The sequence below is a fragment of the Xanthomonas campestris pv. phormiicola genome, from assembly GCA_025666215.1.
GTDB classification, from domain to species: domain Bacteria; phylum Pseudomonadota; class Gammaproteobacteria; order Xanthomonadales; family Xanthomonadaceae; genus Xanthomonas_A; species Xanthomonas_A campestris_A.
Genome location: CP102593.1, coordinates 1,904,714 through 1,918,020 on the forward strand (window position 1 = coordinate 1,904,714; position 13,307 = coordinate 1,918,020).

The 13,307-nt window shown below is 67.7% G+C and carries 16 protein-coding genes; all 16 read right to left on the reverse strand.

Annotated features, from left to right (window positions below; translation table 11 throughout):
* Window positions 1-191 precede the first annotated feature (191 nt).
* Entirely contained in the window at window positions 192-2,285 is a 2,094-nt protein-coding gene (locus tag NRY95_07845; protein ID UYC17854.1) for a flagellar biosynthesis protein FlhA, read from the reverse strand.
* The gene (locus NRY95_07850; protein UYC17855.1) at window positions 2,282-3,418 is read right to left on the reverse strand and encodes a flagellar type III secretion system protein FlhB; all 1,137 of its coding nucleotides are present in this window, start codon (window positions 3,416-3,418) and stop codon (window positions 2,282-2,284) included. The genes NRY95_07845 and NRY95_07850 overlap by 4 nt, the downstream gene beginning before the upstream one ends.
* Entirely contained in the window at window positions 3,415-4,203 is a 789-nt protein-coding gene (gene fliR, locus NRY95_07855) for a flagellar biosynthetic protein FliR (protein ID UYC17856.1), read from the reverse strand. Before fliR ends, NRY95_07850 begins: the two co-directional genes overlap by 4 nt.
* A 7-nt stretch (window positions 4,204-4,210) precedes the next feature.
* Window positions 4,211-4,480 carry a flagellar biosynthetic protein FliQ gene (locus NRY95_07860; GenBank protein UYC17857.1) on the reverse strand — a complete coding sequence of 90 codons (270 nt, stop codon included), beginning with the start codon at window positions 4,478-4,480 and terminating at the stop codon, window positions 4,211-4,213.
* A 2-nt stretch (window positions 4,481-4,482) separates the two neighbouring features.
* Window positions 4,483-5,247, reverse strand: coding sequence for an EscR/YscR/HrcR family type III secretion system export apparatus protein (locus tag NRY95_07865; protein UYC17858.1), 765 nt, complete (start codon window positions 5,245-5,247; stop codon window positions 4,483-4,485).
* A complete protein-coding gene (fliN, locus tag NRY95_07870; protein UYC17859.1) occupies window positions 5,244-5,585 on the reverse strand; it encodes a flagellar motor switch protein FliN in 342 nt (113 codons plus the stop codon). The genes NRY95_07865 and fliN overlap by 4 nt, the downstream gene beginning before the upstream one ends.
* 4 nt (window positions 5,586-5,589) lie before the next feature.
* Window positions 5,590-6,357, reverse strand: a complete 768-nt coding sequence (locus NRY95_07875) for a hypothetical protein (GenBank protein ID UYC17860.1) — start codon at window positions 6,355-6,357, stop codon at window positions 5,590-5,592.
* 232 nt (window positions 6,358-6,589) lie between these two features.
* On the reverse strand, window positions 6,590-7,438 hold the full coding sequence (locus NRY95_07880) for a flagellin (GenBank protein UYC17861.1): 849 nt from the start codon (window positions 7,436-7,438) through the stop codon (window positions 6,590-6,592).
* 274 nt (window positions 7,439-7,712) lie between these two features.
* Window positions 7,713-8,405 carry a glucosaminidase domain-containing protein gene (locus NRY95_07885; protein UYC17862.1) on the reverse strand — a complete coding sequence of 231 codons (693 nt, stop codon included), beginning with the start codon at window positions 8,403-8,405 and terminating at the stop codon, window positions 7,713-7,715.
* Window positions 8,392-8,799 (reverse strand): flagellar protein FlgN, encoded by a 408-nt coding sequence (locus NRY95_07890; protein UYC17863.1) that lies wholly within the window; start codon window positions 8,797-8,799, stop codon window positions 8,392-8,394. Before NRY95_07890 ends, NRY95_07885 begins: the two co-directional genes overlap by 14 nt.
* Window positions 8,800-8,803: 4 nt before the next feature.
* Window positions 8,804-9,100 carry a flagellar biosynthesis anti-sigma factor FlgM gene (gene flgM / locus NRY95_07895; protein UYC17864.1) on the reverse strand — a complete coding sequence of 99 codons (297 nt, stop codon included), beginning with the start codon at window positions 9,098-9,100 and terminating at the stop codon, window positions 8,804-8,806.
* A 93-nt stretch (window positions 9,101-9,193) separates the two neighbouring features.
* Window positions 9,194-10,105 (reverse strand): OmpA family protein, encoded by a 912-nt coding sequence (locus NRY95_07900; GenBank protein UYC17865.1) that lies wholly within the window; start codon window positions 10,103-10,105, stop codon window positions 9,194-9,196.
* Window positions 10,102-10,974: a flagellar motor stator protein MotA gene (motA, locus tag NRY95_07905; protein UYC17866.1), complete on the reverse strand. Its 873-nt coding sequence runs from the start codon at window positions 10,972-10,974 to the stop codon at window positions 10,102-10,104. The genes NRY95_07900 and motA overlap by 4 nt, the downstream gene beginning before the upstream one ends.
* Before the next feature lie 64 nt (window positions 10,975-11,038).
* Window positions 11,039-11,752 carry a FliA/WhiG family RNA polymerase sigma factor gene (locus NRY95_07910; protein UYC17867.1) on the reverse strand — a complete coding sequence of 238 codons (714 nt, stop codon included), beginning with the start codon at window positions 11,750-11,752 and terminating at the stop codon, window positions 11,039-11,041.
* Window positions 11,749-12,198 carry a hypothetical protein gene (locus NRY95_07915; protein UYC17868.1) on the reverse strand — a complete coding sequence of 150 codons (450 nt, stop codon included), beginning with the start codon at window positions 12,196-12,198 and terminating at the stop codon, window positions 11,749-11,751. Before NRY95_07915 ends, NRY95_07910 begins: the two co-directional genes overlap by 4 nt.
* Window positions 12,198-13,223, reverse strand: a complete 1,026-nt coding sequence (locus NRY95_07920; protein ID UYC17869.1) for a flagellar hook-length control protein FliK — start codon at window positions 13,221-13,223, stop codon at window positions 12,198-12,200. Before NRY95_07920 ends, NRY95_07915 begins: the two co-directional genes overlap by 1 nt.
* Window positions 13,224-13,307 lie beyond the last annotated feature (84 nt).

Here is a 13,307-nt window from a genome sequence, read left to right on the forward strand (position 1 = left end):
ATTGGCCGGAAACCCAATGCACACCACATTCGATGAGTGATATGCGGCACGACGCCTTTTCGTGGCATCAGCGGTACGTACGACGGTGTATGGAATTGCATGCGGCGTCTGTAGTGCGGCCTTGGCGTGCATGTTGACGCATGGCATTGCGTGGGCTCGTCCATGGCGCGCGGCGAACGTCCTGCGCCTGCTCAGCCCAGCGTGCCGATCAGGCTGACCTCGCGTCCGTCTGGAATCTCGTTGTACGACAGCACCCACAGGCCCGGCGCGAACAGGCGTGCGTAGCGCGCAAGGATCGGGCGCAGCCGCGGCACCACCAGCAGCACTGGCGGCAGGCCTTGCTGCTTCATCTGCTCGCGCGTAGCCGGCATGTTCAGCTGCAACTGGGTCAGCACGTTCGGGTCGATCGGATAGTTGTCCAACGGCAGTCGCGTGCCGGCGCTCTCGGCATTGCCCAGTGCACCCAGCAGCAGGCCCTCAAGTTCGTTGCCCAGCCCGAATCCCTGGATCTGGCGCTTGTGCCCGACGATCTCGGTGACGATCTGCCGCCGTAACGCGCAGCGCACCTCGGCGGCCAGCAGGATCGGGTCCTTGGTGGATTCGGCAGCCTCGACCAGGGCCGAGGCGATGGCCTGGATATCCTTCAGCGATACGCCTTCGATCAGCAACGACACGAACACGCGACGCAGCTGCCCGGGCGTCAGCGCCTTGCCCAGTGCTTCGCCCAGCGCTGGCGCGAGTGCTGCCAGGCGTTCCTGCATCGCGCCAACCGCTTCGTAGGTGAACAGTTCCTGCAGGTTGTCGCGCACCACCTTGGACAAGTGAGTGGCGATCACCGTGGCCGTATCCACCACCTGGTAGCCCAGGCCAAGCGCGCGTGCCTTGTGCTCCGGATCGATCCAGGTGACCTTCATCCCGTAGGCCGGATCGATGTCGGGCATGCCATCGAGTTCGCCGTACAGGTTGGAGGACGGGATCGCCATCAGCTTGCCGGCGTGCAGCTGCGCCTGCGCGATCACCGTGCCGCCGAGCAGGATGGCGTACTGTGCCGGCGACTGCGACAGGTCGCTGCGTGCCTGGATCGCCGGGACCAGGAAGCCCAGTCCCTCCGACAGGTTCTGGCGCATGCCGCGGATGCGCTTGCTCAATGGCGCGCCATGGGCCTGGTCGATCAACTCCACCAGCTTGTAGCCCAGTCCCACCGACAGCGTTTCCACATACGGGATCGCGCTCCAGTCCAGGGCCTTGGGCGGCGGAGCGAGCAGCGCCGCCTCGGCCTCGCGCACGTCGCCGTCTTGCCGTGCCTCGGGTTGCAGCCTGTGCAGGCGCCTGCCGATGAAGCCCAGCAGCCCGGCGAAGCCGAGGAACAACACGGCCGGCATGCCCGGCAGCAGGGCGAGCAGGAACAGCAGGCCGGCGGCGCCGTACAGCACCGGCGGGGAGGCAAGCAATTGCCGGCCGAGTTGCTGTTCGATCTCGCCGCTGGCGCTGATGCGGGTCACGATGATCGCCGACGCCGCCGACAGCAGCAAGGCCGGGATCTGCGCGACCAAGCCGTCGCCGATGGTCAGCAGGCCATACTGGCGGAACGCCTCGCCAGCGCTCATGTCGTTGACGGCCACGCCGATCAGCAGGCCGCCGACCATGTTGATCAGCAGCACCAGGATGCCGGCGATGGCGTCGCCGCGCACGAACTTGGAGGCACCGTCCATGGCGCCGTAGAAGTCCGCCTCGGAGGCGACCTCGGCGCGTCGCCGCTGCGCCTGCTCCTGCGAGATCAGGCCGGCGTTGAGATCGGCGTCGATCGCCATCTGCTTGCCGGGCAGCGCATCGAGGGTGAAGCGCGCGGAGACTTCGGAGATGCGCTCGGCACCCTTGGTCACCACCATGAAATTGATGATCATCAGGATGACGAACACCACCAGGCCGACCACGAAATTGCCGCCGATCACCACGTGGCCGAACGATTCGATCACCCGGCCGGCGGCATCGGTGCCCTCGTGGCCGTGCAGCAGCACCGCGCGCGTGGAGGCCACGTTGAGGGTGAGCCGCATCAGCGTGGCGCCGAGGATCACCGTCGGCAGCGCGGAGAACTCCAGCGGCCGCTTCACCGACACGCCGACCAGGATCACCACGATCGCCAGGGCGATGTTGAACACGAACAGGGTGTCCAGCACCAGTGGCGGCAGCGGCAGGATCAACATCGCCAGCAATGCCAGCAGCACGAGCGGAACCGCCAGGCGCAGGCGCCGGAAGTGGGAGGCGAGGGTGGTCAGCGGATTCATGCCGGTTCGGTCTTGAGCAGTTCGGCGGGGATATCGAGGGCGGTGGGCAGCTGCGGCTGTGCGCGGCGATGGCCGGCACGGAACGCCTTGATCTGCAGCACGTAGATCAGCGCCTGGGCCACGGCGTCGTACAGCGCGGCCGGGATCTGCTGGTTGACCTGGCTGGTGTGGTACACGGCTCGCGCCAGCGGCGGCAGCGACAGCACTTCCACGCCGTGTTCCTCGGCAACGCGGCGGATGAACAGCGCCGCCTCGTCCACCCCCTTGGCCACCACGAACGGCGCCATCGCCTGGCGTTCGTTGTACTTGAGCGCCACCGCGTAGTGGCTGGGATTGACCACGACCACGTTGGCGCCAGGCACCGCCTTGCGGATGCCATTGCGCAGCATCAACCGGCGCAGCTGGCGGATGCGTTGTTTGACCTCGGGCCGGCCCTCGCTGGTCTTGTGCTCTTCCTTCACGTCGTGCCGGCTCATGCGCTGCTCGCGCAGGAACAGCAGCCGCTGCACCGGTGCGTCGACCAGCGCGAACAGTACGAACACCGCGCACAGCCACGCCACGCCGTCCAGCAGCAGCCGTGCACCGCCGCGCAGCGCGTCGGCGAGCGGTGCGCCCTGCAGGCGCATGTAGGCGGCCAGGTCGTGGCGCAACAGCCACGCCAGTACCGCGCCCAGCAGCAGCGACTTGAACACCAGCGTGGCGGTCTGCGCGTAGTGCTTGGGCGTCACCATGCGCTTGAGGTTCTCCAGCGGCTGCAGGCGCTGCATGCGCGGCAGCGCCATTTGCGGCGCCCACAGCCAGCCGCCGGGGAACAGCGAGGCCAGCGCAATGCAGGTAGGCAGCGCCAGCAACGGCAGCAACATCTTCACCGTCAGCAGCAGCATCGCCGGGAACAGCTGAGAGGCGGCATCGCCGATGCTGTCGAGGCCGCCGCCGGGCAGGGCCAGGATGAACAACTGGCGGAAATCGACCATCCAGCGCGGTAGCAGCCACACGACCAGCTTGAGGCTGACCAGCAGGCCGACCGCGGTGCCGATGTCGCGCGAGCGCGTGGCCTGGCCCTGTTCGCGCGCCTTGCGCAGCTTCTGCGGCGAGGCCTTCTCGGTCTTCTCGCCGGTCTGCGCCTGGCTCATGGTGTGGCTCCGGACGAGGCGGCAAGCAGGTCCAGCAGGTCCAGCACATGTGCGTTCATGCGCACGAAGTGCTCCGGCAGGGTCGGCACCAGCAGGGTCACCAGCATCAGACCGACCACCACGATCAGCGAGTAGCCCAGCGAGTACAGGTTCAGGCTGGGGGCGGCGCGATTGAGGAAACCGCTGCCGATCTGCACCAGCATGGTGGCGAATACGAACGGCAGCGCCAGCATCAGCGCCGCGGCGAAGATCCAGCCCACCGCCAGCACCAGCTGCTGCAACGCCGACGTGCCGAGCCCGGCGCCGCCCACCGGCCACACCTGGAAGCTGCGCGCCAGCACCTGGGTCAGCACCAGGTGCCCATCCAGGGTGAAGAACAGGAGCATGAAGATCAGATACATCAGTGCGTTCATCGCATCGCTGGAGCTGCCGTTGGCCGGGTCGTTCAGCGTCGCCATCGACAGCCCCATCTGTGCCGCCACCAGGCTCCCGGCCAGCTGCAGCGCAGCCAGTACCAGATGGAAGACCATGCCGAGCATGGCGCCGATCAGCACCTGCTCGGCGACGGTCACCAGCCCATGCAGCGATACCGGCGCGATCTGAGGCAACGCCGGCAGCGTCGGCTGCACCGCCATGGCGAGAATCAGCGCCAGTAGCAGGCGCGCGCGCAGGGGCACCATCATCTCGCCCAGCGCCGGCGCGCTGGCCAGTGCTGCGGCGATGCGGATGAAAGGCCACAGCAGCGTCAGGTAGAACGCCTGCAACTGGTGTAGGAGCGCTTCCATGGCCGCTTCAGCCCGCGAGCTGCGCCGCGTGCTGGAACACCTGGACGGTGTACTGCATCAGCTGCGCGGCGATCCAGTGTCCGGCCAGGCCGATCACCAGCAGCGTCACCAGCAGCCGCGGCAGGAAGCTCATGGTCTGTTCGTTGATCTGGGTCGCGGCCTGGAACAGGCTCACCGCCACGCCCACCACCAGGCTCGGCACCACCAGGACCAGCACCACCAGCACGATCATGCGCAGTGCCTGCACCGCCAGCTCGGCGACCATGTCCGGGGTCATGTTCAGTAACCCTGCACGCTGCTGATCAGCGTGTTCACGGTCAGCGACCAGCCGTCCACCAACACGAACAGCAGCAGCTTCAACGGCAGCGAGATCACCAGCGGCGAGAGCATCATCATGCCCATGGACATCAGCACCGAGGCGACGATGATGTCGATCACCAGGAACGGGATGAACAGCATGCAGCCGATCTGGAACGAGGTCTTCAACTCGCTCAGCACATATGCCGCCAGTTTGACCACGAATGGCTGCTGCATCGGTGGCAGGCTCGGCGAACTGCCGGAGATGCGCGCGATGTTGGCCAGTGTGGCCTTGTCGGTCTGCGCCAGCATGAAGCGCGAGATCGGCGCGTCGCCGCGGCGCAGCGCTTCCTGCGCGGTGATCTGGTCCTGGTCCCACGGCACCAGCGCGGTGTCCCACACCTGCTGCCCGACCGGGCGCATCACCAGCAACGTCAGCACCAGCGCCACACCGGTGACCACGCGTTGCGGCAGGCCCTGCTGCAGGCCCAGCGCCTGCTTGAGCAGCGACAGGACGATCACGTAGCGCAGGAAGCTGGTCATGCTCATCACCAGCGTGGGCAGCAGCCCCAGCAGGGTCATCAGCACCAGGATCTGGGTCTTGACGGTGAAGCCCTGCTCGAGCGAGCCGGACAGCAGCGGCAGCGGGTCGGCGGCCAGCGCGGTCAGCGGCAAGGCCGCCGCCAGCAGCGCCAGCGCCATCCGCCCGCAGGCGCGGACGCGGCGGCGATCGTGGCGTGCGCTCATGGGGTCAGCGAGCCGAGATCGTCCAGTTCGACGATCTTCAACGCATAGTTGTCGCCGGCGGCCACCACTTCGGCCTGACCGATCTGGGTGCCGTTGACCTTGATCAGCAAGGGCTCGCCTGCCGGCCGGTCCAGCTCGATCACCGAGCCGTGCTCCAGGCTCATCAGTTCCGACAGGGCCAGCGTGGCCGAGCCGACCTCCAGGGTGAGCCGCACCGGAATGCGCCGCAGCAGGTGCAGCGGTTCGCGGCGTGAGCTGGACGGGGAGGGGTCGCTGTCGGCGGATGCGTTGCCGATGGCATTCAGCAGGGCATTTGCATCGAGGTCTTGGCTGGTCATCGGGTTACTCGGCAGGCTCGAAGGAAGTCAGGCACAGCACGCCGTGCTTGTCGGCGACGCGTGCGCGGTACATGTGCAAGTCGCCGACCATGAGGTCGGCGCTGGTCGCGTTCGGGATCGGCAGGATGTCGCCGGCGCACAGCCGGGTCAGTGCCTCGAAGGACAGTTCGAGGCTGGCGATCTGTGCGTGGATGCGGATCGGCAAGCGCTCGCGCAATGGCGGTGGCGGTTGTGCCGGCGCCGCCGTGCGCGCCGGCAGGACCGCGCTGAACAGGTGCGCCAGCCAGGCGTCGTCCAGCGCCAGGCGAATGTATCCGTCCAGTCCCAGACGCTCCTCGCGTACCGCGATGCTGACGACGCGATAGTCGCCATGCGGCAGCGTGCGGCTGGCGACGAAGCAGCCGGAACTGGCGCCGCCGCACAGCGCGAAGGCATCCAGCAATTGCTGGTTGATCCCGCCGGCAAAGCGGCGTTCGGTCTCGGTCTCGGCACTGCTCAGCATTGCCGCGATGTCGCCGCTGTCGCCGTAGTGGTAGCCGAGCATGGCCAGCAGCAGCGATCGATCGATTTGCACGATGATGCTGCCGGTGGCGTCGCGGTAGCCGTGCCAGGTGCCGTCGTCGCTGGCGGCGGTGAATGCGCCGATGGTGCTGGCACCGATGGCGAAGCTGGCAGCGCAGCGTTGGTTGAACCGGCGTTCCAGCAGGCGGGCGAACTGTTGCGCCAGCCGTCGCTGGAAATCGCCGAGCAGGTGGTATGGACGTCCGAGCATGCACGGGTCCAGTGTTACGACCGGGCGCGGAAGCGAGCCTGATCGTAGGCGTGCTGCGGCCATAAGCGGGGTGTCGCCTTACATGGCAAGGGGGACTGCATTGTGGTCAATGCAGTCCGCCGCCGAGGCGATTCTCAATGCAATTCAAAGACGCAGCAGGACCGCGGCACGCGTTGGAGCCGGTTGACTGGCGCAGCGGGACGGACGCTTGGCGTCCGTCCCGGTCGGGCGGTTACTGCAGCAGCGAAAGCACCATCTGGGTCATTTCCGAGGACTGCTTCAGCATCGAGGTGCTGGCCTGCATCAGGATCTTCTTCTGGGTCATGTTGGCCGTTTCCGACGCGTAGTCCACGTCCATGATGCGGCCCTGCGCATCATTGGTATTGGTGCGCATGTTGTTGAGGTTGTTGGCCACGTGGGTCAGGCGGTTCTCCGAGGCGCCCAGCGCCGAGCGCACCGCACCGACGCTGTCCAGCGCGCTGGTGATCTTGTCGATCATGGCGTTGGCGTTGCTCTGGGTACTGATCGCGTCGGTTGCGGCCAGGTCGCCGCCGGTGGTGATCAGGCCGCTCAGGCTGGTCAGGTTGGTGGACACGTCCATCGACAGCGTTTCGGCACTGGTCGCACCGATCTGGAAGGTGACCGCGGAGGCCAGCGTGCCGCCGGTGGCGAACAGCTTGTCGCCGCCGAAGCTGGTGTTGTTGAAGATGTTGTTGAGCTCGCTCAGCAGCGAGGTGTATTCGGACTGCAGCGCGGTGCGGTCCTTGCTGGTGGTCGAGCCGTCGGCCGACTGGGTGGCCAGGTCGCCCATGCGCTGCATGATCTTGGTGAACTCGGCGAATGCGCCGTCGCCGGTCTGGATCAGCGAGATGCCGTTCTGGGTGTTCTGCGCGGCCACGGCCATGCCGCTGGTCTGGGCCGCCAGCCGGTTGGCGATCTGCAGTCCGGCTGCGTCGTCGGCGGTGGAGGTGATGCGGTAGCCGGTACCAAGGCGCGTCATCGAGCTGTTCAGATCGACCTGGTTGATGGACAGCGCATTGCGGATGTTCAGCGATGCGGTATTGGTGTGTAGGCTCAACATGATCTGGGTGTCCTTGGAGACGATCGGGATAGTGGTAAGGCGTGAGCGCGACGCCCACATCCCTTCAAGACGACCGCGATCGGTCTGCAGTTAAATGTTCTGCGCGGAGCTTTTGCGTTCCGTGAGCTGCGTCGTCTTCTGCGCTGTGTGCAATGCCGATGACGGCGATGCCGCGCATGGTGCAGGGCGTGCCGGGTGCGATGGCGTCTGGTCGCGCCATCGGGCATGTCGAGGACGGTATTGCAACCGGCGCAGAGGCGCCGCCGCGGCGAGGTCAGCGCTGGCGCATGCCGCGGACCGTATCGACCACCTGCAGCAGCTTCTGCGCGTAGTGGGGATCAGTGGCATAGCCGCCATGCACGAGTGCGCGGGCAAAGGCGTCAGCGTCGTCGCCGAGGTTGCGTGTGCCGGCGTAGCGCGGTGCCTGCAGCAGCCTGGCGTAGTCGAGGAAGGCGCTGGCTTCGTCGCCATAGGCGCGGAAGCGCTGCACCATCTGCTGCATCGCCCCGCCCAGGAATTCGTGGGTGGCCGTGTCGGTGCTGGCGCCACGCCAGTCTGCGCCCGCCTTGAGGCCGAACAGGTTGTGGCCGCTGACCTGGCCGTTGGACGGTGGATGCAGGCCCCAGCCCGATTCCAGTGCCGCGTGCGCGGCGACCAGATCGCTGGAGATACCCAGCTGCGCGGCGGCCTGATCGGCCCATGGCGCGATGCGCGTCAGGAAGTCGTGGCGCTGCGCGGCGTCGGCCGAGCCGGATGCGGGCGGTGCCAGCGCCGGGCCGAGCACACCCGCCGGCAGCATGGTCGCCTGCACGGTAGCAGCAGGCGCGAAACCGTTGCGCACGCTGTCGTCGATGTCCGCATGCAGGCGTGCATAGGTCGCGCCGAAGCCACCGCTCGCACCGCCGGCGGTCGCCGGGGTGGAGGGCGTGGCGACCGTGGCCGGCATCGCCGATTCAAGTCGGAGCATAGGTATGGCGCTCGCCGTGCAGGGCCTGGTGCAGGCTGTCGTAGTGTGCGGCCAGTCGTTCGCCATTGCGCATGCATAGCGACTTGCAGGTCAGCGCCAGCTGCTTGAGTTCCCGGCAGCGGGCCTGCAGGGTGGGGGCTGTTGGCGCGGTGTCCTCGCCCTGGCGGGCGAGCAGGGCGATGAGGCCGAGCAGGCTGGGATTGCGCGCGCGGTGGCGCGCCTCAATCGCCTCCAACTGCATGGTGAGGGCCTCGCAAAGCTGCTTGAGCGAGCGATCGTCGGCCGTCGCCGCTGCCCGGTACTGTTGCTCCAGCAGGTCGGCCAGCTTGCGATACAGCAGCACCTCCTGGTCAAGCTCGCCGATCACCCGTGCCAGTACCGATGCCTGCAGCATTTGATCAGTCCTGCTTGCCGTGGTAACGCAGGATGTTTGCCGCCAGCGCCTCGGCGTCAAAGCGGATCAGGCCGGAGGCGATGGCCTGGCGGATCTCATCGATGCGGCCACTGGTCTCGGTGCTGGCCTTCAGTGCCGCCTCGGCGGCGCTGATGGTGCTGGCATCGGCACCGGACATGGTGACGCTGGACGCCTGCGCGGCAGGTGTGGCGTCGCTGGCCTTGGCCGCAGGCGCAGCGCTGCCCGTGGCAGGGATGCCGGTGGCAGTGGGCGTGCCGGTAGCAGGGAAGTTGATGTGCATGGCAGTACCTTGGGGCGGACGGAACGGGGAGCGCATCCTGTGCAGGAGCGCGTCCAGAGGATAGACGACCGGCAACGGCGATCGTTTAAATCGTCAGTTCGGCACGGCCGCCTCCGCATGTGGCGGGCCGAACCCCGGTAGCTGGCCGACGGCATCGGCGCCGTCGATCAACTGGGTGGCGTGCTGCGGGGCGCCGTACATCTGGCGCATGGTGGCCGCGCGCTGCGCGCTGAGCACAATGAACTCGATGCGGCGGTTCGCTGCCGCGTTGGGGTCGTCCGGAAACAGTGGCGCGTTGTCGGCCATCCCCGCGGTCTGCAGCACCGACAGCGAGGGCATGCCGCCGTCGATCATCAGGTCGCGGGCGGCCAACGCGCGTTCGCTGGACAGGCGCCAGTTCGAATGCCCCTGTCCGTTCGCGCTGCGGTAGGGGCGCGCGTCGGTATGGCCGACCACCAGGATCGGGTTGCCGACCCCGGCGAACAGGCGGCCCAGCTGCCGGATCAGATCGCGAAAGCGCGCCTCGGGGATGGCGCTGCCGAGCTGGAACACACCGCGCCGGTCGGTGTCGTGCAGCAGCACGCGCAAGCCCGCGTCGGAAACCTCGAAGCCCAGGTTGTCCTGCAGTCCGGCCTGCTCGCTGGCCTTGCGCAGGCGCGTGGCGAGCTTGCTCAGGTCGTCCTTGCCGTCGTAGAAGTGGCGCTCGACGCTGGTCGGCGCGTGCATGTCGTCGATATGGCTGCGGTCCGCTTCCAGGATGCCGCTGCCGCCGTCCAGGAGACTGTGCTCGCCATGCGCAAGGCTGGCTTCCTGCTGTTTTGCGTTCAGCAGCCACAGCACCAGGAACAGGCACATCAGCGCCAGGCAGAAGTCGGCGAAGGCCACCTTCCAGGTGCCCGAGTGGTCGTCGTCGTGCTCCTTGCCGCGCGCGCGCTTGACGATGGTCTCGTGGTCCTTGAGCCTGCCGGTCTGGGCGGCGCCGGCGGGAGGGGGGGCGGCGCTCACGCGGCGGCGCCGTCGAGGCGGGTGATCCAGGTTTCCAGCTGGGCGAAGCTGGGCTTGATGTTCAGCGGCATCAGCCGGCGCCCGGCATCCAGCGCCAGCAGCGGCGGCTTGCCGGCGGCATAGGCCACCAGCGCCACCTTGATGCACTCCAGTTCGGCGACCTCGTTCTTGACCGCCTGTGAGATCAGGTTGCTGAGCGGGTCGAGCACGCCGTAGCACAGGAAAATACCCATGAACGTGCCGATCATCGCGGCCGCCACGCGTTCGGCGATCTCGCCGGAACTGGCGCCCTGCGCCACGCTGCTCATCGCCATCACCACGCCCAGGACCGCGGCCACGATGCCAAAGCCGGGCATGGCATCGCCGATCTTGCGCAACGACTTGGACGGCTGCACCAGATCGCCGTAGATCGACTCCAGTTCCTGCTCGAGCACGCCCTCCAGTTCGTGCGCGGTGATCCGCCCGAGCGCCATCAGCCTGAAGTTGTCGACGATGAAGGGTACCAGCCGCGGCGACTGCAGCACCAGCGGATAGCGCTGGAAGATCGGGCTCTGCTCGGGCGATTCCACGTGTACGTCCAGCGCCTTGAGGTCGCGGCCGAGCTGCAACAGTTCGTACAGCAGCAGCATCAGGTGACGCTCGTTCTCGGTCTCGGTACCGCGCTTGCTGAAGACGAATACCTTGCGCAGCTGGCTCAGCAGTTCCAGCAGCACGTGCCGCGGGTTGCCGACCACCAGCGCGCCCAGCGCGGCGCCGACGATGATCACCAGCTCGACCGGTTGCCAGATCAGGCCGGGACTGCCGCCCATCATCAGGAAGCCGCCAAACACGCAGCACAGTACGATGCCGATTCCCACTAGCTGTTGCATGGTCTGTTCCTGATGGCCTGGTGGCCTGATGGGGGGGCGCCGTGCGAGGTGCCGTCGCGGGGCGTCATTCCAATGCCGCGCGCATCTTCGCCAGTGCGCGCTTGTTGATCTGGCAGATGCGCGAGGTGGTGAGGTCGAGGACCTGCGCGATCTCGGCCAGGCCCAGGTCGAATTCATAGTAGAGCTGGACGACCTTCTGTTCGCGCTCGTCCAGGGCCAGCAGCGCCTGCGCCAGGCTGGCCTGGTTGATCGCATGAAGCTCCGGCCCGGCCTGCTGGCTGCCGATATCCAGGCCATTGGCCAGCAGCGCATCGAAGCTGGCGAACTTCTCCGCGTTGTCGTGCAGTTGTGCGCGGTCGTACTCGTCGCTGCTGATGTTCAGCGCCTGGCACACCTCGGCGCGCTCCGGGTCGCGCCCCAGCTGCTGGCGCAGCGTGCGCTCGGCGCTGTGCAGGCGGTGCGCGCCATTGCGCGCGCTGCGCGTGCGCCAGTCCTGGCGCCGCAGCTCGTCGAGGATGGCGCCGCGGATGCGCATTGCCGCATAGCCGACGAATTCGGCATCCGGCGTGCCGTAGCGACGCAGCGCTTCGAGCAGGCCCATCAGCCCGATCTGCTGCATGTCGTCGCGCTCCATCACCGTGCCGGCATGCGCCGCCAGGTTGCCGACCACGCGCTTGACCAGAGGCACGTACTGGATCATCCAGTCGCGCTCCACCAGCGGATCGGCGATTTCGCCGACGCATTGCAGTTGCGTGTACTCGACGTGATGCAGGTTCATTCGATCATCATCCTGGCGATCATGATCTTGGTGAACGGCATGTCCTGTTCCGAGCCATAGGTGTGCAGGTACTGCTGCCGCAGCAGCAGCGAGATGTCGTCGATCCGCATCTGTCGGATCTGCTTGGCGTTGTAGCCGGCCAGCGTGCGCAACGCGATGCTGCGCAGCAGCGGTAGCTGCGCCTTGGTGCGCGTGGCGTGCGATTCGTCCTCGACCGCGAACACCAGGTCCATGGCGAGGTATTGCGAGGGAGCGTCCGGCGCGCTGTCGTGGGTCATGACGATCAGCTTGTCCATGGTGACGTAATGGTCTCCCGGCGGACGCGGGCGCGATCTGACCTTGGAATGCGGGTGGGTGAACGGCCAGCTGCCGGTGTACCAGGCGTATCCGCCGGCGGCCAGGGAGAGTGCGATCAGGGCAGCAACGGAGATGGAGAGCATTTTCATCATCGGGTCACGGTGTGCGCATCGGCCAGGCGGCCCAGCGCCATGCTGATGTCGGCGTACTGGGTGTCGCCTGCGTCCGCGCCCAGTGCGCGGCCGGGCGGCGGGGGGGCGGCGTGTTGCTGCTGTCCGTCACGCGCCTGCCGGCCATGGCGGCCGTCGTCACGGTGCTGGCCGACCTGCACGCTGACGTCGGTGAATTGCCGGTTGGTCAGTTCCTGGCGCAGGCTTTCGCCGGCCGATTGCAGCTGCCGCACCACGTCCTCGCGGCTGGCGCTGAGGTGGATCTGCAGCGTACCGGCGTCGTGCCGGATTTCCACCCTGATGCTGCCGGCCATGTACGGCTCCAGTCGGACCAGGGCCTGCTGCACGCCCTGGCTGTTCTGGAACTGCAGGCGTTGGCCGAGCAGGTCGAGCAGCCTGTTGGCGCCGTCGCTACGTTGGTTGGCTGCGCCTGCGGTCGCGGCAACGGCAGCGCTGGCAATGGCGCCGGCGCCTGGCGTGTCGGCGGGCATGACCGGCGGCACCGGCATGGCGTGCAGTGGGTCCGGCGCCGGTGTGGCCGCTGCCGCGCTCGCATTCATGGACTGCTGCTGCGCGGCAGCGAAGGCCGCGCCGACAGCGATGGCGCGCGCCTGCACGGGCGCGGCCCCGGCGCTGTGATCAGCGGCGGCCTGTCCGCGCTGCGGGTTGTCCAGCGATACGGCATTCGCGGCAGCGGCGATGCGGTCTGCCAGCAGTGCGGTCTGGCTGCGGGCGGAAGCGGCCGGCGCGGCCTGGGCGGCCGGCGGTGTGCTCATTGCCGGTGCCGGGGCGAACACGGCCGCGAGCATCGCCAACGTGGTGGCATGCCGGGCTGGATCGGCGGCATCGTCCGGATCGCCTGCGTCGTTGGCGGCCTCGCCGGCCGCTGAGGCTGCTTGTGGATGCTTGTCCGCGCTCGTCGCCAGCGGCGCCACTGGCGGCGCGCTGGCGGCGGTATCTGGCGCGGCGAGCAGTTGTTTCTGCAGCAGCGCGGCAAGCGCCACGCCCGGTGCGGCGGCGGCATCGGCCGCCAGCGGGGGGGCGGACACGTCCGCTGGCGGCTGCGGCGCGGCGGAGTCGGGCTCGCC